Raw genomic sequence first — 18,221 nt, 5'->3', positions numbered from 1 at the left:
ATCATGATCGACGCTGGGAACGTCATCGAATGCCCACCCGGCACCTGGAAGTTCACCGGATCGCCGCACACCCTGTTCCTCCGCGTCGAACGCGTACGCGACGACCTGTCGGCCTTCTACGAGGGCGAGGTGTGGTTGGAGGGCCAGCAACTCGCGCGCGACGGCACGCCGCTCGGCCGGCTCCAGGCGCTCGTCACCGTGGAGCGGATCCGGGTGCTCCGGCCATAACCGGCGCCAGCACGAGCCCACGGCGCCCCCGGAAGAGCGCCAGCGACAGGCCCGCGGCCCCGATCGCCAGCAGGCCCGCGACGTACCAGGCCAGGTCGTACTCGCCGAGTCGGTCGCGGACGAGGCCGGCCGCCGATGCCGCCACCGCCGCGCCGATCTGGTGCGAGGCGAACACCCAGCCGAACACGACGGCGCCGCGGTCGCCGAAGTACTCGCGGCACAGCGCCACCGTCGGCGGCACCGTGGCGACCCAGTCGAGCCCGTAGAACAGGATGAACACCACCATGGACGGGCGTACGGCGTCGCCGAAGAGCATCGGCAGCAGCAACAGCGAGCCACCGCGCAGCGCGTAGTAGGCGCCGAGCAGCACCCGGCTGTCGAACCGGTCGGTCAGCCAGCCCGAGGCGATCGTGCCGGCGATGTCGAACAGGCCGATCAGCGCGAGCAGCGACGCCGCCGTGGTCTCGGTCATGCCGTGGTCGTGCGCCGCCGGGATGAAGTGGGTGCCGACCAGGCCGTTCGTCGTCGCACCGCAGATCGCGAAGCCGCCGGCGAGCAGCCAGAACGCCCGGGTCCGGGAGGCGTCGCGGAGCGCACCGACGGCCCGCCGCGCCGCACCACCGGCAGGCGGCGGCGGCTCGACGGAGGTCGCACCGTAGGCCGGCAGACCCAGGTCGCTCGGATGATCACGGAGCAGCCAGACGACCAGCGGCACGACCGCCAGCGCGGCCCCGGCGACCACCAGCGACGCGACGCGCCAACTCGACCGCTCGACCAGCACCGCGAGCACCGGCAGGAAGATCAGCTGACCCGCGGCACCACCGGCGGTGAGCACACCGGTGACCAGACCCCGGCGCTTGACGAACCAGCGACCGGTGATCGTGGCCACGAACGCCAGCGCCATCGAGCCCGTGCCGATCCCGACGAGCACGCCCCACAGCAGGATCAACTCGGCACTGGTCCGCATCAGCACCGTCAGCCCGCTGCCGAGCGCCACGAGCAGCAGCGCGGTCGCCACCACCCGCCGGATCCCGAACCGGTCCATCAGGGCCGCGGCGAACGGCGCCGTGAGCCCGAACAGCAGCAGGTTGACCGAGACCGCGGCCGAGATCGTGGCCAGCGGCCAGCCGAACTCGGCGTGCAGCGGGTGGATCAGCACACTCGGGGTCGCCCGGAAGCCGGCCGCGCCGATCAGCGCGACGAAGCTGACGGCGGCCACGATCCAGGCAGGGTGAACGAGACGGCGCACGGAACAGAGCATGAGCCAGCGGGGGTACGCGCCGCGAGTGGCCCGACAGCCATCATGCGCAATAATTCGGCCATGGCCCATCGCATCGCCGTCCTGGCCCTCGACCACGTCGTGGGGCTCGACCTCGGCACGCCCGCCCAGGTCTTCGGCACCGCCCGGGACGCGGCCAACCGGCACTTCTACGAGGTCGACGCGTGCACCGCGGGTGGCCGGCCGGTCCGCAGCACCGCCGGCTACGCCGTGCACCCCGCGCACGACCTGAGCCTGACCGAGACGGCCGACACGGTGATCGTGCCGGGCATCCACGACGGGGCGCCGCTCACCGACGGCACCGTCGACCCCGCGGTCGGTGCGGCGCTGCGGAGCGCCCATGCCCGGGGCGCCCGGATCATGTCCATCTGCACCGGCTCGTTCGTGCTGGCCGCCGCCGGCATCCTCGACGGCCGCCGGGCGACGACCCACTGGGCGTACGCGGACCGGTTCCGCCGTTTCCACCCCGCCGTCGACCTGGACCCCGACGTGCTCTTCGTCGACGACGGCGACGTCCTCACCTCGGCCGGGGTCGCCGCGGGCATCGACCTCTGCCTGCACGTGATCCGCCGCGACCACGGCGCCGCGGTGGCCAACACCGCCGCCCGGCGCTGCGTCGTGCCACCCTGGCGCGACGGCGGCCAGGCCCAGTTCATCGAGCGGCACCTGCCGCCCGGCGACGGCGCGGCCTCCACGGCGGCGACCCGGACCTGGACCCTGGAGCGGCTCGGCGAACCGCTGACGCTGGCCGCGATGGCCACCCACGCCAACATGAGCGTGCGCACCTTCACCCGGCGGTTCCGCGAGGAGACCGGGGTGAGCCCGGCCCGCTGGCTGCTCGGGCAGCGCACCGACCACGCCCGGCGGCTGCTGGAGACCACCGAGCTGGGCGTCGACCAGGTCGCGCGGCACGCGGGCTTCGGCACGGCGGCGGCGCTGCGGCAGCAGTTGCACGCCGCGATCGGTGTGTCCCCGACCACGTACCGTCGCACGTTCCGACCCCCCACTGGCGATCGGGTGCCGCGATAGGCGACTATGCCTCGCATGCAACCGCAGGAGCGACCGGGTGGCCGCGTGTACGGCGGCGGGGGTCCCAGCCCCACGAGTGGCGGTCCGGGCTACCCGGAACCGACCAGCGGAGGCGCCGTCTACGGCGGCGGCCCGACCAGCGGCGGACCGAGCTACCCCGAGCCGACCAGCGGAGGCGCCGTCTACGGCGGCGGCCCCACCAGCGGCGGACCGACCTACGGCGGTGGCGGCCCGACCAGCGGTGGCCCGAGCTACGGCGGCCAGGGCTACCAGAGCCCCGGTCAGGGCTACCAGAGTCCAGGCCAGGGCTATCAGGCCCCGATTCAGGGCGGCCCGGTGTACGGCGGTGGACAGACCCGCTCCGCCCGCAACGCCGGGAGTCGCAACGCCCCGCCCGCTGGCCGTGACCCCTTGATGATCGGCGCGCTCGCGATCGGCGTCATCGGGATCCTGCTCGGCATCCTCTTCGCGACCGGCGTCTTCGCCGGCGACAACCCCGCCCCGCCGCCACCGCCCGCGTCGTCACCGGCCTCACCGGCACCGACGACGGCCGGCGGCTGACGGGTCAGGCCGCCCGGCTCCCCCGCCGCCCGCGCCGGGCGCGGATGTAGTCGGAGACCACGTACGCGCCGAGATCGCCGGACGACGGCGTGAACACCCGGCCGCCGCTGCGCCGCGCCACCGCGTCGACGAACCGCCGCAGCCCGGCGTCCTCGCCGAGCATGAACAGGTTCAGCGTGGCGCCGAACCGGGTCAGCTTGTCGACCTCCTGCACGGTCGCGGTGATCGTCTCCCGGGTCGGCGGCCACATGAAGACGGGATAGCCGTCCTCGTCGACGTGCGCCGTCGGCTCGCCGTCGGTCACCACCAGCACGACCGGCTCGGCCTCGGGATGCTTGCGCAGGTGCCGGCCGGCCCTGCGGAGCGCGTCGTGCAGGTTGGTGCCCTGCTCGTAGTCGGGCTCGATCGCGGCCAGCTCGGCCTGGGACAGCGTCGCCGCCGACCGGCCGAACCCGATGATCTGCAGCGCGTCCTGCGGGAACCGGGTCGCCACCAGGTGCGAGAGGGCCAGCGCGGTCTGCTTCATCGGACCCCACCGCCCCTCGGCCACCATCGAGTACGAGAGGTCGACGCAGAGCGCCACGGCCGCGGTGGCCCGCCGCTCCGTCTCGACCACCTCGAAGTCCTCGACCTCGAGCCGCACCGGCACGCCCGCGCCGCCCCGGGCCACCGCCCGCGTCAGCGTGCGGACCACGTCCAGGGGCTGCTCGTCGCCGTACTCCCAGGGTCGGGACGCGCCGGTCACCTCGCCCGCCGCGCCCGCGTCGCGCAGGTCGTGCTGCCCGCGCGGCCCGCCGGTGAGGTCGGCGAACACCTGGCGCAGCGCGGTGCCGCCGAGCCGGCGCAGCGCCTTCGGCGACAGGGTCAGCCCGTCGGAGGAGCGGTTCACCCAGCCCTGCCGGCGCATCTCCCGCTCCAGCTCCTGGAGCCGCCGCACGTCGTCGGCGGCGGACCGGCCGAGCGCCCGCTCGACCGCCTCCACGTCGACGTCGTCCAGCGTCGCACCGGGATGGTCCTGGCCGAGCTGGTCGATCAGGTCGTCGAGCTCCCCGATCTCCTCCAGCGCACCGGTCGCGTCGCCGTACCCGAGCGGTTCCTCGCCGCGCATCCGCTCCCGGCGGTCCCAGCCCAGGTCGGGCCGCAACGCGCGCAGGTTGTCGGTGAGCGCCGCCATCTCCCGGGCCAGGTCGCCGTTGCCGAGCGCCTGCTGCATCAGGGAGGCCAGCTCGTCGCGCTGCTGCGGGGAGAGCGAGCGCATCAGCCGCTCCCCCGCCGCCGCCCGCCGGGCCAGCGCGTCGACCAGCTCGTCGACGTCGGCGGGCTGTTCGGGGAAGTAGTCGCCGTGCCGGCGCATGAACTCGGCGAACTGGTCGGTGGTGTCCTCGCCGCGGGCGTGCCGGGCCAGCAGCGCGTTGAGGTCGCGCATCATCTCGGCCGCGGCCTGCTGGGCGGCCGGGTCCCGCAGGCTCTCCTGCATGCCGCGGAACCGCTGCTCGACCACCTCGTCGCGGAGACCGTCGAGGATCTGCTGGTAGCGCTGCCGACCCTCCTCGCTCGTCCACTCGTAGTCGCGCAGCTCCTCGACCGCCCGCGCGGTCGAGCGGGGCAGATTGTCCAGAACAGCCGAGTTGAACAGCGCGGCGTCGTCGTCCCGGCCCGCCAACGATTCGCGCTCGGCCGCGAGCGCCTGGTCGAGCAGCTGCTGCGCCCGCGTCACCGCGCCGTCGAGCTGCCCGCGGCGCATCGCGTCCCGGCGCATGCGGCGGGCCCGGGCCTGCAGGTCGTCGAGGCCGCCACGGTTGGCGAGGCCGCGGCGGAGCAGGTTGCGCAGGGCGTCCCGCAGCGAGCCGCCCTCCAGCACCTCGGCGCCGACCTCGTCGACGGCGGCGCGCACGTCGTACGGCGGTGCGAGCGGGTCCGGCCCGCCCGACCAGGCGCCGTAGCGGTTGCGCTTCATCCCCGGCTGCCGTACATCGTGCGCCCCTCGCCGCTGACCTTCGAGAGCCGGCGGGTCAGGTGCAGGCCTTCGAGCACGAACTCGACGCCGGCGGCGGCCTCGCCCCGGTTGGGCGCGTCGCCCAGGCCCAGCCGGTCGAGCACCTTGGCCAGCCCGGGCAGCGTGCCGACCTGACGGAGGATCTCCTCGGCCGGCACCAGCTCGCCGGTCTCGACGATGTCGCCCTCGGCGACCAGGTTGACGAAGCTCGACAGGTCGAGCCCGGCCAGCCGCGCGCGGAACGTCTCGGCGGTCGCCGTCCGGAGCAGGTGGGCGAGGATCTCGATCTCCCGGCCCTCCTCACCGCTCTCGAACTCGACCTTGCCCCGCAACGTGCTGGTCACCGACTCGGTGTCGCCGATCCGGGCCACGGCCTGCGCGGTCTCGCCGAGGAGCCCGGAGCGCCGCAGCGCGGCCGCGGCGACGGTCTCGGCCGCCGCGATGGGGAACCGGGCGGAGACGCCGGAGCGGGCGTCGACCGACGGCGACTCGCGGACCGCCCGGGCGAACCGGGCCACGACCTCCAGGACATGGTCGGGTACGGCCGCGACGAGCTGGGCCTCCTGGCGGATCAGGTCGAGCTCGAGGTCGAGCTCCAGCGGATAGTGCGTCCGGATCTCGGCGCCGAACCGGTCCTTCAGCGGGGTGATGATGCGCCCGCGGTTGGTGTAGTCCTCGGGGTTGGCGCTGGCCACGAGCAGCACGTCCAGCGGCAGCCGGAGCTGGTAGCCGCGGATCTGGATGTCCCGCTCCTCGAGCACGTTGAGCAGGCTGACCTGGATCCGCTCGGCGAGGTCGGGCAGCTCGTTGACGGCGAAGACGCCACGGTTGGTGCGCGGCACGAGTCCGAAGTGGATGGTCTCAGGGTCGCCGAGGGTACGGCCCTGGGCGACCCGGATCGGGTCGACGTCACCGACGAGGTCGCCGACGCTGGTGTCCGGGGTGGCCAGCTTCTCGCCGTACCGCATCGACCGGTGCAGCCAGGCGACCGGCGCGTCGTCGCCGCTCTCCTGCGCGGCCCGGCGCGACGACGGGGTCAGCGGGTGCAGCGGGTGCTCGTTGAGCTCGGAGCCGGGGATCACCGGGGTCCACTCGTCGAGCAGGTCGACCAGCGACCGGATGAGCCGGGTCTTGCCCTGGCCGCGCTCGCCGAGCAGCACCATGTCGTGACCGGCCAGGATGGCCCGCTCGACCTCGGGCAGCACCGTCTGGTCGTAGCCGACGATGCCCGGGAAACGGGGCTTACCGGTACGCATCCGCTCCAGCAGGTTGTCCCGGAGCTCCTCCTTGACCGTCCGATAGGTGTAGCCGGCGGCCCGCAGCTCCCCGACCGTACGAGGCAGGTTTTCTGTCACCCGACCGACGCTAGCTCGCCTTCGTGCCACCCGCGTTTCGCCGCGAGCGAACACCGGGTGGACACGATGTGCGCGATGTAACTAGTGTGGCGAGCATGAGTCCTTACCTGGACGCCCGCGCCTGGCAGGAGAGCTGGGACCGCCAGCAGGAGGCGTTCCTCCCCGACCGTGAGGAGCGGTTCACCGCCATGCTGGACATCGTCGAGGCCGTCGCCGGGCCGGCGCCGCGGGTGCTCGACCTGGCCGGCGGCACGGGCTCGATCTCGCTGCGCGCGCTGCGCCGGTTCCCGCGCGGCACCACCACGCTGGTCGACGTCGACCCGGTGCTGCTCACCATCGCCCGGGCCAGCCTCGACGACCGCACCGCGATCGTCACGACCGACCTGCGCGCGCCGTCCTGGACGGCCGACCTGCCGCACGACGGCTACGACGCGGTGCTCTCCGCCACGGCCCTGCACTGGCTCGACGCCGACCGGCTGGCCGCCCTCTACGGCGAGGTGGCCGGCCTGCTGCGGCCCGGCGGGGTGCTGGTCAACGCCGACCACATGCCCGACGAGGGCCTGCCGGGACTGAGCAAGACCCTGCGGGACCGCGCCCGGGAGCGGCGCAACGCCCGCTACGCCGCCGGCGCCGCCCTCTCCTGGCCCGCCTGGTGGGAGCTGGTCGAACGGGACGAGACGCTGGCACCGCGCTACGTCGAACGCACCAAGATCTTCGACAGCACCACGCACAACGACTGGACCCCACCGGCCGAGTGGCACGAGTCGGCCCTGCGCGACGCCGGCTTCACCGAGGTCGGCCTGGCCTGGCGCGGCGGCACCGACGCGGCGGTGGTCGGGGTCCGCTAGACCCTATGGCTCGCGTCTGGTCCGCTGCCGGGCCGCCTCGTAGAGCACGATCGTGGCCGCGGCCGCCGCGTTGAGCGACGAGGCCGCTCCGCCGATCGGGATCCGGACCATCTCGTCGGCCGCCTGCTTCCAGGCGTTGCTCAGTCCCTGGGTCTCGTTGCCGACCAGCAGCAGGGTCGGCCCGCGCAGGTCGGCGTCGGCGACGTCGACGGTGGCCCGCTCGTCGGTGCCGACCATCCGCAGCGGCGCCGCCCACTCCAGCACCTCGGCGGTGGCCGACGTGCGCACCACCGGCAGCGCGAAGATCGAACCGGTGCTGGCCCGCACCGCCCGCGGGTCGTACGGGTCGGCCGCGTGCCCGCAGACGACCAGCCCCTCGGCGCCGAACGCGTCCGCGGACCGGATCAGCGTGCCCAGGTTGCCCGGCGAGGTCGGCCGGTCGAAGAGCACGTAGAGCGGCGCACCCGCCCGGTCGGGCACGTGGTGGCCCAGCCGGTCCAGCCGGTCCGGCGGCAGCCCGACCACGGCGACGAGCTCGGTGTCCTCCTTCTCACCCAACTCCGCGTGCAGCTCGGCGGACATCTCGACCGGCTCGGCCACCTTGTCGAGGAGCCGCACGGCCCACTCCGAGAGGCGCCGGCCGGCCGGGAAGATCAACTGGCGGATCTCCCAGCCGTGCTCGACCGCGAGGCTGATCGGGCGTACCCCCTGCACCAGGAACTCACCCGCCCGCTGCCGCTTGTTGCGATTGGTCAGCAGGGCCTGCCACTGCTGGAACGCCGCGTTCCGCGTCGTGATCTTCACGGGGCTACCTCATTCCGCACGGCCCTGTGTTTACCATCGTCGGATTCGCCAGAGAACGCGGTGCGGCTTTCGCCGCATCGCGTCCGAGGAATCTAAATTGGCACTGAGGTGGCGGAAGTGGGCATTCCGGAACGGGCACGGGTCGTGGTGATCGGCGGCGGGGTGATCGGCACCTCGGTCGCCTACCACCTGGCGGCCGCCGGCTGGACAGACGTCGTGCTGCTCGAACGGGACAAGCTGACCTCGGGCACCACCTGGCACGCGGCCGGGCTCATGGTCACCTTCGGCTCGCTCTCGGAGACCTCGACCGAGATGCGGAAATACACCCGCGACCTGTACGCCCGGCTGGAGGCGGAGACCGGCCAGGCCACCGGGCTCAAGCAGGTCGGCTTCATCGAGGTGGCCGCCGACGAGGACCGGTTGGAGGAATACCGCCGGGTCAGCGCGTTCAACCGCCACTGCGGCATCGACGTCCAGGAGATCGGGCCCGGCGAGATCAAGGAACTCTTCCCGCTGGCCCGCACCGACGACCTGCTGGCCGGCTTCTACGTCGCCGAGGACGGCCGGGCCAACCCCGTCGACGTGACGATGGCGCTGGCCAAGGGCGCCCGGCTGCGCGGCGCCACGATCGTCGAGGGCGTCCCGGTCACGGGCATCCTGCGGACCGGGAAAACGGTGACCGGCGTACGCACCCCGCAGGGCGACATCGAGGCCGAGTACGTCGTCAACTGCGCCGGCATGTGGGCGCGGCAACTCGGCGAGCAGGCCGGCGTGAGCATCCCGCTGCAGGCCGCCGAGCACTACTACCTGATCACCGAGCCGATCGACGGCGTCGACGGCGACCTGCCGGTGCTGGAGGACCCGTCGTCCTACGGCTACTACCGCGAGGAGGGCGCCGGCCTGATGGTCGGGCTCTTCGAGGCGGAGTGCGCCCCCTGGCACGTCGACCGCGTCCCGGAGACGTTCTCGTTCGGCACGATCCCGCCGGACTGGGACCGGATGGCGCCGTACCTCGAGAAGGCCATGGCCCGCGTGCCGATCACCGGCGAGGTGGGCGTGCGGACGTTCTTCTGCGGCCCGGAGTCGTTCACGCCCGACCTGCAGCCGGTCTTCGGCGAGGCGCCGGAACTGCGCAACTACTTCGTCGCGGCCGGGCTCAACTCGATCGGCATCCTGACCGGCGGCGGCATCGGGCGGGCCCTGGCGCAGTGGATCGTCGACGGGCGGCCGGACATCGACGTGACGGGGATGCACATCGACCGGCTGGCGCCGTATCAGTCCACACCGGACTATCGCGCGACGCGTACCGTCGAGTCGCTCGGAAAGGTCTATGCCACCCACTTCCCGGGCCTGTCGATGAAGACCGCGCGGGGCGCGAAGCTGTCGCCGGTGCACGCGAAGCTGGTCGAGCACCGCGCGTACTTCCGCGACGTCAGCGGTTGGGAAGGCGCCGACTGGTACGCGCCGCCCGGCGTCGAACCCCGCGTCGAGAAGCTGTCCTGGGGCCGCCAGAACTGGTTCCCCTACTGGGAAGCGGAGCACCGGGCCGCCCGCAAGGGCGTGATCCTGATGGACATGTCGTTCATGTCGAAATATCTCGTGCGGGGCGACGAGGCGGGTGCGGCGCTCGACCACCTCTCGGCGGGGGCCGTGAACGGCGACGTCGAGCGGATCACCTACACCCAGTGGCTCAACGAGGGCGGCACGCTGGAGGCCGACCTGACCGTCACCAAGCTCGACGACGACCGGTTCTGGGTGGTCGCCTCCGACACGGCACACCGGCACGCGCTGTCCATGATGGAGCGCGCGTTCGCCGGCCGGCACGCGTTCGTCACCGACGTCACCGGCGGCTACGCGCAGCTCAACGTCCAGGGCCCGCGCTCGCGCGAACTGCTCCAGGCGGTCACCAGCGCCGACCTGTCCCACGAGGCGTTCCCGTTCCGCACCGCGCGCGAGATCGACCTCGGCTTCGCCCGCGTGCTCTGCGTCCGGATCACCTACCTGGGCGAGCTGGGCTACGAGCTCTACATCCCGGCGGAACAGGCGATCCACGTGTACGAGCGGCTGACGGCGGCCGGCGCGGCGGTCGGGCTGCGGCACGCGGGGCTGAAGGCGTTGTCCAGCCTGCGGATGGAGAAGGGCTACCGGGACTACGGGCACGACATCGACAACACCGACTCGGTGCTGGAGGCGGGCCTCGGCTTCGCGGTCGCGCTCGACAAGCCGGGCGGCTTCGTCGGCCGCGACGCGGTGCTGGCCCGCAGGGCGGCGGGCCCCCTGCACCGCCGCCTGGTGCAGGTGCTGCTGACCGACCCGGATCCGCTGATGTTCCACGGCGAGATCGTCCGCCGCGACGGCGAGGCGGCGGGTTACGTCCGCGCGGCCTCCTACGGCTTCACGCTCGGCGGCGCGGTCGGCCTGGCCATGCTCACCCGCGCGGACGGCGCGGCCCTGGACCAGTCCTGGTTGGACAGCGGCACCTGGACGGTCGAGGTGGCCGACCGGATCGTCCCGGCCCGCTGCTCCCTGCGGCCGCTCTACGACCCCGCAAACACCCGCATCCAGATGTAGGTCCGTTTGGTGCAGTCCCGAAAGGCACATCCGATGGACCGCTCTACGTTCGACGTCATCATCGTCGGCTGCGGGCCGACCGGCGCGATGCTGGCCGCCGAGCTGCGGCTGCACGATGTCCGGGTGCTCGTGCTGGAGAAGGAGACCACGCCGGCCTCGTTCGTCCGGATCGTCGGCCTGCACATCCGCAGCCTCGAGATCCTGGCCATGCGCGGGCTGCTGGAACGCGTGCTCCCACACGGCAGGCGGCGGCCGGCCGGCGGCTTCTTCGCCGCGATCGACAAGCCCGCGCCCACGGGCCTCGACTCCCCGTACGCCTATCTGCTCGGTATCCCGCAGCCGGTCATCGTCCGCCTCCTCGAGGAGCACGCGATCACCCTCGGCGCGGAGGTGCGGCCCGGTCGCACCGTGACCGGCCTGGAACAGGACGACGCCGGCGTGACCGTCGAGCTGGACGGCGGGGAGCGGGTGCGGTCGCGTTATCTCGTCGGCTGTGACGGCGGCCGCAGCACCGTGCGCAAGCTGCTCGGCGTCGGCTTCCCCGGCGAGCCCGCCCGGACCCAGACGCTGATGGGCGAGGTGGAGGTCGGTGTGCCGCAGGCGGAGATCGCCGCCCGGGTGGCCGAGATCCGCGAGACCGACAAGCGGTTCGTGCTCGGACCCGCGGGAGACGGGCTCTACCGGGTCGTCGTGCCCGGCGCCGCGGTCGGCGAAGGCGCGGAGCCGCCCAGCCTCGAAGACTTCCGGCAGGGGTTGTGGGCGGTCGCGGGCACCGATTTCGGCGTGCACTCCCCGCGCTGGCTGTCCCGCTTCGGCGACGCCACCCGGCTGGCCGAGCGGTACCGGGTCGGGCGGGTGCTGCTGGCCGGCGACGCGGCACACATCCATCCGCCCATCGGCGGGCAGGGGCTCAACCTGGGCGTCCAGGACGCGTTCAACCTCGGCTGGAAGCTGGCCGCACAGGTGCGCGGCTGGGCGCCGGAGACACTGCTCGACACGTACGAGGCCGAACGCCGCCCGGTCGCCGCGGACGTGCTGGACAACACCCGCGCCCAGCTCGAGCTGCTGTCCACCGAGCCGGGCCCGCGGGCCGTGCGCAGGCTGCTCACCGAGCTCATGGACTTCGACGACGTCAACCGCCGGCTGATCGAGAAGATCACCGCCGTCGGGGTGCGCTACGACCTCGGCCCGGGCCCCGACCTGCTCGGCCGCCGGATGCGCGACGTCGAGGTGAAACAGGGCCGGCTCTTCGACCTGCTGCACCGTGGCCGCGGCCTGCTGCTGGACCGCACCGAGCGGCTGACCGTCGGCGGTTGGGCGGACCGGGTCGGCCACCTCGCGGATCCCACCGCGGCGTGGGACGGGCCGGCGGCGCTGCTCCGCCCCGACGGCCACGTCGCCTGGATCGGCGACGACCAGCGGGACCTCGACAACCACCTCGCCCGCTGGTTCGGCAGCGGTCAGTGAGGCGACCGTGCCCCGGCGGCGGCCAGCCGGGCGGCGGCGGCCGCGGCGTCGCCGGCCAGCAGGGCCGTGCGGCCCGTGGCCGCCGCGAGGCGGGACCGCACCGCTTCGCGTAGCTCCGGGACCTCGGTGAGCAGGCCGCCCGCGAGGACGATCGGACCCTCGGTGGGCGGCAGGGCGAGCAGGGTGCGCGTCAGGCGGTCGGCTCCGTCGGCCACGATGGCCGCCGCGGCGGGGTCGCCGGAGCGGGACGCGTCGAACACCAGCGGCGCCAGGGCCGCCATCTTGTCGCGGGGCAGCGCGTAGAAGGCGCTGACATAGCCCTCCGCGCCCGCGCCGCCGACGACGGCGTGCACGGCGGAGGCCAGCGCGCCCGACGAGCCGGCGTGCAGGGCGTGGGCCGTGTGGCGGGCCGCGGCCACCCCGAACCAGAAGCCCGAGCCCTCGTCACCCAGCAGCCAGCCGATGCCGTCGACCCGGCGGCCGACCGACCAGTCGACGATCTCGCAGGCGATGGCGCCCGTGCCCGCGATGAGCACCGACCCGGTCGGCACGTCGTGGCCACCGGCCGCGTAGGCCACCACCGCGTCGCCGACCGTGCGCAGCGGCGCCGGCACGCCCGTCGCGGCCCACGCGGACGCGTAGACCGCGGCGCCCTCCGGCGTCGCGAGCCGGCTGTAGCCGGCCACGCCGACCACCGCGCCCACCACCCGCGCCGGGTCGAGGCCGTCCAGCGCGTCGCGGACCGCGCCGACCAGCGCGGCCGCCGCGTCGGCCGGCGGGCGGGCCACCGGGTTGCCGGGACCGCCGCGCCCCCGGCCCAGCACGGCACCGTCGAGTGTGGTCACGACGACGCGGGTGCTCGTGCCGCCGCAGTCGCCGCCGATCACCAGAGGCTCCGTCACGAGGACCATGCTGCGCCGCGCCGGCCGCGAAGACAAGAGTCTATGTCAAACATCTTGACGTGGAGCCGTCGACAACAATAATTTTGTTCACCACCGAGCAACAGCGAAAGGAATACCCGCATGGCCGACACCGCGACCGGGTTGCTGGGCCGGGTGCGCACGGAGCTGCCGACGCTCCCCGACGCCCTCCAGCGCGTCGCCGAGCAGATCCTCGGCGAGCCCGAGGAGACGGCCCGGACGACGATCGTCGACCTCGCCGAGCGCGCCGGCACCTCGACCGCGACCATCACCCGGTTCTGCCGGTTCTTCGGCTACCGCGGCTACGCCGAGCTGCGGGTCGCGGTCGCCACCGAGACCGGTCGCGCCGCGCAGGCCCGCTGGGACACCGACATCGACCACGACATCACGCCGGACGCACCGCTCGACCGCGTGCTCGACGTGGTGGCCAGCGCCGACGCCCGGGCCATCCAGGACACAGCCGGCCGGGTCGACCTCGCCGCGGTCGAACGGGTCTCGGCCGCGGTCGCCACCGCGCAGCGCGTCGAGCTGTTCGGCCTCGGCAGCTCCGGCAACGCCGCGCGGGAGATGGCGTTCCGGCTCGAACGCATCCGGGTGCCCTGCTGGCACCGCTCCGACCCGCACACCGCGCTGACCAACGCCGCGCTGCTCGGCCCCGGCGACGTCGCGATCGGCCTGTCGCACAGCGGCCGCACCCGCGAGGTCATCGAGGTGCTCAGCGAAGCCGCCGACCACGGCGCGCTGACCGTCGCCATCACGAGCTTCCCCCGGTCGCCGCTGGCCGAGGTCGCCGACGTCGTCATGACGACCGCCGTGCAGGAGACCACGTTCCGCCTCGCCGCGCTCTCCGCGCTGCACAGCCAGTTGCTGGTGCTCGACCTGATCTACGTCGCCGTCGCCCAGCGCACCTACGAACGCACCACGGAGGCGTTCGAGGTGACCGCCCGCGCCGTCGACGCGCACCGCCTACCCCGCAAGCGCACCAGGACCACGGAGGCATCATGACGATCGGCGCCGAGAGCTACCTCGCGGCCGTCACGGCCGCGATCGACCAGGTCGCGACAACCCAGGGCGACGCGGTACGGCGCGCCGCCGACCTGGTCACCGCGGCGCTGCGCGCCGGTGGCGTGGTGCAGGCGTTCGGCGCCGGCCATTCCGAAGCGCTGGCCATGGAGATCGCGGGCCGGGCCGGCGGCCTGGTGCCGAGCAACAAGATCGCGCTGCGCGACCTGGTGCTGTTCGGCGGCGCCGACCGGTCGGTGCTCGACGACCCGTTCCTGGAGCGCGACCCGGCGGTCGCCCGGCGCCTGCTCGAACTCGCCCCCGTGAAGCCCGACGACGTGTTCGTGATCGCGTCGAACTCCGGCGTCAACGGCGTCGTCGTCGAACTGGCCCGGCTGGTCAAGGAGCGCGGGCACGGCCTGATCGCGGTCACCTCGCTGGCGCACACCACCGCGGTGCCGGCCAAGCATCCGTCCGGGCAGCGGTTGGCCGACCTGGCCGACGTGGTGCTCGACAACGCCGCGCCCTACGGCGACGCGGCGCTCGAGGTCGGCCCGGACGGCGCGAGGACCGGCGCCATCTCGTCGGTCACCGGCGCGCTGCTCGCCCAGCAACTCGTGTGTGAGGTGGTGGCCCGGATCGTCGCGGCGGGCGAGACGCCACCGATCTACATCTCCTACAACGTGCCCGGCGGCGACGACCACAACAAACAGCTTGAAGCGCGGTACGCCGGGCGCATCCGGCGCACCGCTTCTTAACAGGAAGGTGAGGCCACGCCAATGAACCCCTCTTCCCAGTTCAGACCGTACCCGACCCGGCGCGCGGTGCTCGGTGCCGCCGTCGCCGGCGCGGCCCTGCCGGTGCTCGGCGGCTGCGTCACCGGCGGCGACGACGGCGCCACCGAGGCGGCCGCCGGCGCGAAGACGGCCGAGAACCCGCTCGGCGTGCCCGACAAGACGCCGCTCGAGGTCGTCATCTTCAAGGGCGGCTACGGCGACGAGTACGCGATCAACGCCGAGTCCCTCTACAAGCAGCGCTACCCGGGCGCGACGGTCGACCACAAGGGCATGCAGAAGGTGGGCAAGGCGCTGCAGCCGCGGTTCGTCGCCGACACCCCGCCGGACGTCGTCGACAACACCGGCGCGGGCCGGCTCGACCTGGCGACGCTGGTCAGCGCCGGCAAGCTGACCGACCTGGCCGACCTGCTCGACGCGCCCTCGCTGGACGACCCGGCCAGGAAGGTGCGCGACACGCTGCTGCCGGGCGTCGTCGAGGACGGCACGTTCGACGGCAAGGCCCAGGTGCTCAACTTCACGTACACCGTCTGGGGTCTCTGGTATTCCAAGCCCCTGTTCGACAAGCACGGCTGGACGTTCCCGACCACCTGGGACGCGATGCTGGCGCTCTGCGAGCAGATCAAGAAGGCGGGCGTCGCACCCTGGACCTACCAGGGCAAGTACCCGGAATACCTGAACGACCCGCTGCTCGCGATGGCCGCCAAGGCCGGCGGGGCCGACCTGGTCAAGGCCGTCGACAACCTCGAGCCCAACGCCTGGAAGCAGCAGCCGTTGGTCGACGCCGCCACCGCGATCGCCGAGCTGGCCGGCAAGGGCTACATTCTCTCCGGCAGCGAGGCCCTCTCGCACACCGAGGCGCAGGCGGCCTGGTCGCAGAGCCAGGTCGCGATCATCCCCTGTGGATCGTGGCTGGAGGCCGAGCAGAAGGGCGTCACCCCCGACGGCTTCGACATGGTGATGGCGCCCGCGCCCGCGCTCTCCGGCGGAGACAAGCTGCCGCAGACCGCGCTCCAGGCGTCCAGCAGCGAGTCGTTCATCGTGCCGGCCAAGGGCAAGAACCCGCGCGGTGGCCTCGAGTTCCTGCGCATCCTGTTCTCCACCACCGCCGCCAAGCGGTTCGCCGAGCTCAACAGCACGATGCCGAGCGTCGCGGGCGCCCTGGAAGGCCTGACGCTGAGCAGCGGGCTCGGCTCGGTGAAGACGGCGGTCGACGCGGCCGGCGCCAACACGTTCACCTACCGGTTCCGGACCTGGTACGCGCCGCTGGCCAAGGCGGTCGACGACGCCACCGGTGAGCTCGCCACCAAGCGCATCACGCCGGCCCAGTGGTCCGACCGGGTGCAGAAGGCGGCCGACGCGGTGGCCGCCGACAGCGCCGTCAAGAAGTTCCAGCGGTAGCGATGGCCAACGACCGGCACGGCCGATACCGCTTCCTCGCGGGCGCGATCCTCCCCGCGCTGGCGTTGTACGCGGTGTTCGTGCTCTCCCCGTACGCGCAGGCGTTCTACCTGTCGCTGACCGACTGGACCGGCGTCTCCGGCCAGGTCCAGTTCGTCGGTCTCGACAACTTCACCCGCCTCGTGCGGGACCCGCTGTTCCTGGCGGCGTTGCGCAACAACGGGTTGATGCTCGTCGTCGTGCCGGTGGTCACCATCGCGCTCGGGCTGCTGCTCGCGGCCCTGGTCACGTTCGGCGGGCGCCGCGGGTCGGCGATCCGTGGCGCCTCGTCCTACCAGACCGCCTACTTCTTCCCGCAACTCCTCTCGCTGCCGATCATCGCGCTGCTCTGGCAGTTCGTGTACCACCCCAACGACGGCCTGCTCAACGGCTTCCTGCGGGCCGTCGGCCTGGACGCCCTGGCCCGCACCTGGCTCGGCGACCCGCACCTCGCGCTGTGGGCCGTGATGGCGGTGCTGGTCTGGTCGTCGGTCGGCTTCTACATGGTGCTGTTCGCGGCCTCGATGTCGGCGATACCCACCGAGATCATCGAGGCCGCGGTGCTCGACGGCGCCGGCAAGCTGGCCACGCTCTGGCGGATCGTGCTGCCGCTGCTGCGCGACAGCGTGCAGGTGGCGTTCGTCTACCTCGGCGTGCTGGCGCTGGACGCGTTCGCGGTCGTGCAGGTGATGACGGCGGGCCCCGGCGGGCCCGACAACGCCACCGAGGTGATCGGGTTGGGCCTCTATCGCAACGCCTTCACCTACAGCAGGTTCGGCTACGCGGCGGCGATGGGCGTGGCGTTGTTCTTCCTCACCCTCACGCTGGCGGTGCTGGCGCTGCGGGCGGGCCGTCGGGAGCGGGTGGAGCTGGCATGAGACGGGCGCACGCGTTTCTGATCGCCTGGGCGGCGGTGGTCACGTTGCCGTTGCTGTGGGCCGTGGTCAGCTCGCTCAAGACCGACCGGGAGATCCTCACCTCGCCCTGGTCGCTGCCGGCGACGCCGCGGTTCGACAACTGGTCGCGGGCCTGGAACCAGGCCGACATCGGGCGCTACTTCGGCAACAGCGCGGTCGTGGTCGGCTGCGCACTACTGCTGACCATGCTGCTCGGCGCCACCACGGCGTACGCCCTGGCCCGCTATCCGTTCCGCGGCAACCGGATCCTCTACTTCGGCTTCGTCGCCGGCATGCTGTTCCCGGTGTTCCTGGCGCTCGTGCCGCTCTTCTTCGTGGTCAAGCAACTCGGCCTGCTCGGCACGTACCCCGGTCTGATCCTGGTCTACACCGCGTACGCGCTGCCCTTCACGATCTTCTTCCTGCACGCGTTCTTCCGCACGCTGCCGACGGCCCTGGCCGAGGCCGCGTTCCTCGACGGCTGCTCGCACTGGGGCGTGTTCTTCCGGGTGATGCTCCCGCTGGCCCGCCCCGGGCTGGTCACCGTCGCCATCTTCAACTTCCTGGGCCTGTGGAACCAGTACCTGCTGCCGTTGGTGCTCAACCCGGACCCGGACCGCTACGTCCTCGCGCAAGGGCTCGCCGCGCTGTCGGTGAGTCAGGGCTACCGCTCCGACTGGAGCGGCCTGTTCGCCGGCCTCACGATCGCGATGCTGCCGGTGCTGGCCGCCTACGTCATCTTCCAACGGCAGATCCGTTCCGGCCTGACCGCGGGGGCGGTCAGGTAACGCCCACGGCTCCGAACGCGCGACGCAGCGCGTACCCCCTTGTTCGCTTCTGTCCTTTGAGGAGGAAGCTCATGTCCCGCATCCCCAAACTGCTGGGTGGCGCGACGGCGGCCGCCCTGCTGGCCACCGTGGCCGGCGTCGCGGTGGTCACCGCCGCGGCCGGCCCCGCCACCGCCGCGCCCTGCGGCGCACTGTTCGACGACTTCACGTACGCGTCGTCGAGCGACCCGGCGATCGCCCAGC

At 72.9% G+C, this 18,221-nt stretch carries 16 protein-coding genes; 11 read left to right on the top strand and 5 right to left on the bottom strand.

Features of this window, described 5'->3' with window-relative positions:
- Positions 1 to 3: 3 nt before the first annotated feature.
- Positions 4 to 228, top strand: a complete 225-nt coding sequence (locus Asi02nite_RS13660) for a hypothetical protein (protein WP_203713036.1) — start codon at positions 4 to 6, stop codon at positions 226 to 228.
- On the opposite strand, the gene Asi02nite_RS13655 is transcribed toward Asi02nite_RS13660, so the two are convergent.
- Complete coding sequence (locus Asi02nite_RS13655; protein ID WP_203713034.1) at positions 194 to 1,489, bottom strand: MFS transporter; 1,296 nt, start codon at positions 1,487 to 1,489, stop codon at positions 194 to 196. The two genes, Asi02nite_RS13660 and Asi02nite_RS13655, sit on opposite strands and share 35 nt — an antisense overlap.
- A 42-nt stretch (positions 1,490 to 1,531) precedes the next feature.
- Here Asi02nite_RS13655 and Asi02nite_RS13650 point away from each other — a divergent pair, with 42 nt between their 5' ends.
- Positions 1,532 to 2,536, top strand: coding sequence for a GlxA family transcriptional regulator (locus tag Asi02nite_RS13650; protein ID WP_203713033.1), 1,005 nt, complete (start codon positions 1,532 to 1,534; stop codon positions 2,534 to 2,536).
- Between the two features lie 15 nt (positions 2,537 to 2,551).
- Positions 2,552 to 3,097: a hypothetical protein gene (locus tag Asi02nite_RS13645; protein WP_203713031.1), complete on the top strand. Its 546-nt coding sequence runs from the start codon at positions 2,552 to 2,554 to the stop codon at positions 3,095 to 3,097.
- Between the two features lie 4 nt (positions 3,098 to 3,101).
- Here Asi02nite_RS13645 and Asi02nite_RS13640 read toward each other — a convergent pair whose 3' ends face one another.
- The gene (locus tag Asi02nite_RS13640; protein WP_203713029.1) at positions 3,102 to 5,054 is read right to left on the bottom strand and encodes a vWA domain-containing protein; all 1,953 of its coding nucleotides are present in this window, start codon (positions 5,052 to 5,054) and stop codon (positions 3,102 to 3,104) included.
- Positions 5,051 to 6,448, bottom strand: a complete 1,398-nt coding sequence (locus Asi02nite_RS13635; RefSeq protein ID WP_239126698.1) for a sigma 54-interacting transcriptional regulator — start codon at positions 6,446 to 6,448, stop codon at positions 5,051 to 5,053. Before Asi02nite_RS13635 ends, Asi02nite_RS13640 begins: the two co-directional genes overlap by 4 nt.
- 95 nt (positions 6,449 to 6,543) lie before the next feature.
- Here Asi02nite_RS13635 and Asi02nite_RS13630 point away from each other — a divergent pair, with 95 nt between their 5' ends.
- Positions 6,544 to 7,296 (top strand): class I SAM-dependent methyltransferase, encoded by a 753-nt coding sequence (locus Asi02nite_RS13630; protein WP_203713025.1) that lies wholly within the window; start codon positions 6,544 to 6,546, stop codon positions 7,294 to 7,296.
- Between the two features lie 3 nt (positions 7,297 to 7,299).
- On the opposite strand, the gene Asi02nite_RS13625 is transcribed toward Asi02nite_RS13630, so the two are convergent.
- Positions 7,300 to 8,100, bottom strand: a complete 801-nt coding sequence (locus Asi02nite_RS13625; protein ID WP_203713023.1) for a TrmH family RNA methyltransferase — start codon at positions 8,098 to 8,100, stop codon at positions 7,300 to 7,302.
- Positions 8,101 to 8,217: 117 nt separating this feature from the next.
- Between Asi02nite_RS13625 and Asi02nite_RS13620 the strand changes: the two genes are divergently transcribed.
- Both Asi02nite_RS13620 and Asi02nite_RS13615 read left to right on the top strand, forming a co-directional pair.
- Positions 8,218 to 10,671 carry a GcvT family protein gene (locus Asi02nite_RS13620; protein ID WP_203713021.1) on the top strand — a complete coding sequence of 818 codons (2,454 nt, stop codon included), beginning with the start codon at positions 8,218 to 8,220 and terminating at the stop codon, positions 10,669 to 10,671.
- Between the two features lie 33 nt (positions 10,672 to 10,704).
- Positions 10,705 to 12,138: an FAD-dependent monooxygenase gene (locus Asi02nite_RS13615; RefSeq protein ID WP_203713020.1), complete on the top strand. Its 1,434-nt coding sequence runs from the start codon at positions 10,705 to 10,707 to the stop codon at positions 12,136 to 12,138.
- Here Asi02nite_RS13615 and Asi02nite_RS13610 read toward each other — a convergent pair.
- Entirely contained in the window at positions 12,132 to 13,040 is a 909-nt protein-coding gene (locus tag Asi02nite_RS13610; protein WP_239126697.1) for a BadF/BadG/BcrA/BcrD ATPase family protein, read from the bottom strand. The two genes, Asi02nite_RS13615 and Asi02nite_RS13610, sit on opposite strands and share 7 nt — an antisense overlap.
- A gap of 120 nt (positions 13,041 to 13,160) precedes the next feature.
- On the opposite strand from Asi02nite_RS13610, the gene Asi02nite_RS13605 reads away from it, so the two are divergent.
- From Asi02nite_RS13605 to Asi02nite_RS13585, 5 genes are read left to right on the top strand one after another with little or no spacing between them, the layout of a single operon-like run.
- Positions 13,161 to 14,063, top strand: coding sequence for a MurR/RpiR family transcriptional regulator (locus Asi02nite_RS13605; protein ID WP_203713016.1), 903 nt, complete (start codon positions 13,161 to 13,163; stop codon positions 14,061 to 14,063).
- Positions 14,060 to 14,818 (top strand): sugar isomerase domain-containing protein, encoded by a 759-nt coding sequence (locus tag Asi02nite_RS13600; protein WP_203713015.1) that lies wholly within the window; start codon positions 14,060 to 14,062, stop codon positions 14,816 to 14,818. Before Asi02nite_RS13605 ends, Asi02nite_RS13600 begins: the two co-directional genes overlap by 4 nt.
- A gap of 21 nt (positions 14,819 to 14,839) precedes the next feature.
- Entirely contained in the window at positions 14,840 to 16,255 is a 1,416-nt protein-coding gene (ngcE, locus tag Asi02nite_RS13595) for an N-acetylglucosamine/diacetylchitobiose ABC transporter substrate-binding protein (protein WP_203713014.1), read from the top strand.
- A 2-nt stretch (positions 16,256 to 16,257) separates the two neighbouring features.
- On the top strand, positions 16,258 to 17,172 hold the full coding sequence (locus Asi02nite_RS13590) for a carbohydrate ABC transporter permease (protein WP_203713013.1): 915 nt from the start codon (positions 16,258 to 16,260) through the stop codon (positions 17,170 to 17,172).
- Positions 17,169 to 17,978, top strand: coding sequence for a carbohydrate ABC transporter permease (locus Asi02nite_RS13585; RefSeq protein WP_203713012.1), 810 nt, complete (start codon positions 17,169 to 17,171; stop codon positions 17,976 to 17,978). The genes Asi02nite_RS13590 and Asi02nite_RS13585 overlap by 4 nt, the downstream gene beginning before the upstream one ends.
- Positions 17,979 to 18,221: the final 243 nt, after the last annotated feature.

Source organism: Asanoa siamensis, assembly GCF_016862555.1.
Lineage (GTDB): Bacteria > Actinomycetota > Actinomycetes > Mycobacteriales > Micromonosporaceae > Asanoa > Asanoa siamensis.
Note: the sequence above shows the minus strand (reverse complement) of the source record. Positions and strands in the feature narration are given on the sequence as shown.

Bases quoted from the DNA above. Each gene is read 5' to 3' on its own strand.
- Asi02nite_RS13660 (WP_203713036.1), top strand. From the start codon at position 4: ATGATCGACGCTGGGAACGTCATCGAATGCCCACCCGGCACCTGGAAG.
- Asi02nite_RS13655 (WP_203713034.1), bottom strand. From the start codon at position 1,489: ATGCTCTGTTCCGTGCGCCGTCTCGTTCACCCTGCCTGGATCGTGGCC.
- Asi02nite_RS13650 (WP_203713033.1), top strand. From the start codon at position 1,532: ATGCGCAATAATTCGGCCATGGCCCATCGCATCGCCGTCCTGGCCCTC.
- Asi02nite_RS13645 (WP_203713031.1), top strand. From the start codon at position 2,552: ATGCAACCGCAGGAGCGACCGGGTGGCCGCGTGTACGGCGGCGGGGGT.
- Asi02nite_RS13640 (WP_203713029.1), bottom strand. From the start codon at position 5,054: ATGAAGCGCAACCGCTACGGCGCCTGGTCGGGCGGGCCGGACCCGCTC.
- Asi02nite_RS13630 (WP_203713025.1), top strand. From the start codon at position 6,544: ATGAGTCCTTACCTGGACGCCCGCGCCTGGCAGGAGAGCTGGGACCGC.
- Asi02nite_RS13615 (WP_203713020.1), top strand. From the start codon at position 10,705: ATGGACCGCTCTACGTTCGACGTCATCATCGTCGGCTGCGGGCCGACC.
- Asi02nite_RS13605 (WP_203713016.1), top strand. From the start codon at position 13,161: ATGGCCGACACCGCGACCGGGTTGCTGGGCCGGGTGCGCACGGAGCTG.
- Asi02nite_RS13600 (WP_203713015.1), top strand. From the start codon at position 14,060: ATGACGATCGGCGCCGAGAGCTACCTCGCGGCCGTCACGGCCGCGATC.
- ngcE (WP_203713014.1), top strand. From the start codon at position 14,840: ATGAACCCCTCTTCCCAGTTCAGACCGTACCCGACCCGGCGCGCGGTG.
- Asi02nite_RS13590 (WP_203713013.1), top strand. From the start codon at position 16,258: ATGGCCAACGACCGGCACGGCCGATACCGCTTCCTCGCGGGCGCGATC.
- Asi02nite_RS13585 (WP_203713012.1), top strand. From the start codon at position 17,169: ATGAGACGGGCGCACGCGTTTCTGATCGCCTGGGCGGCGGTGGTCACG.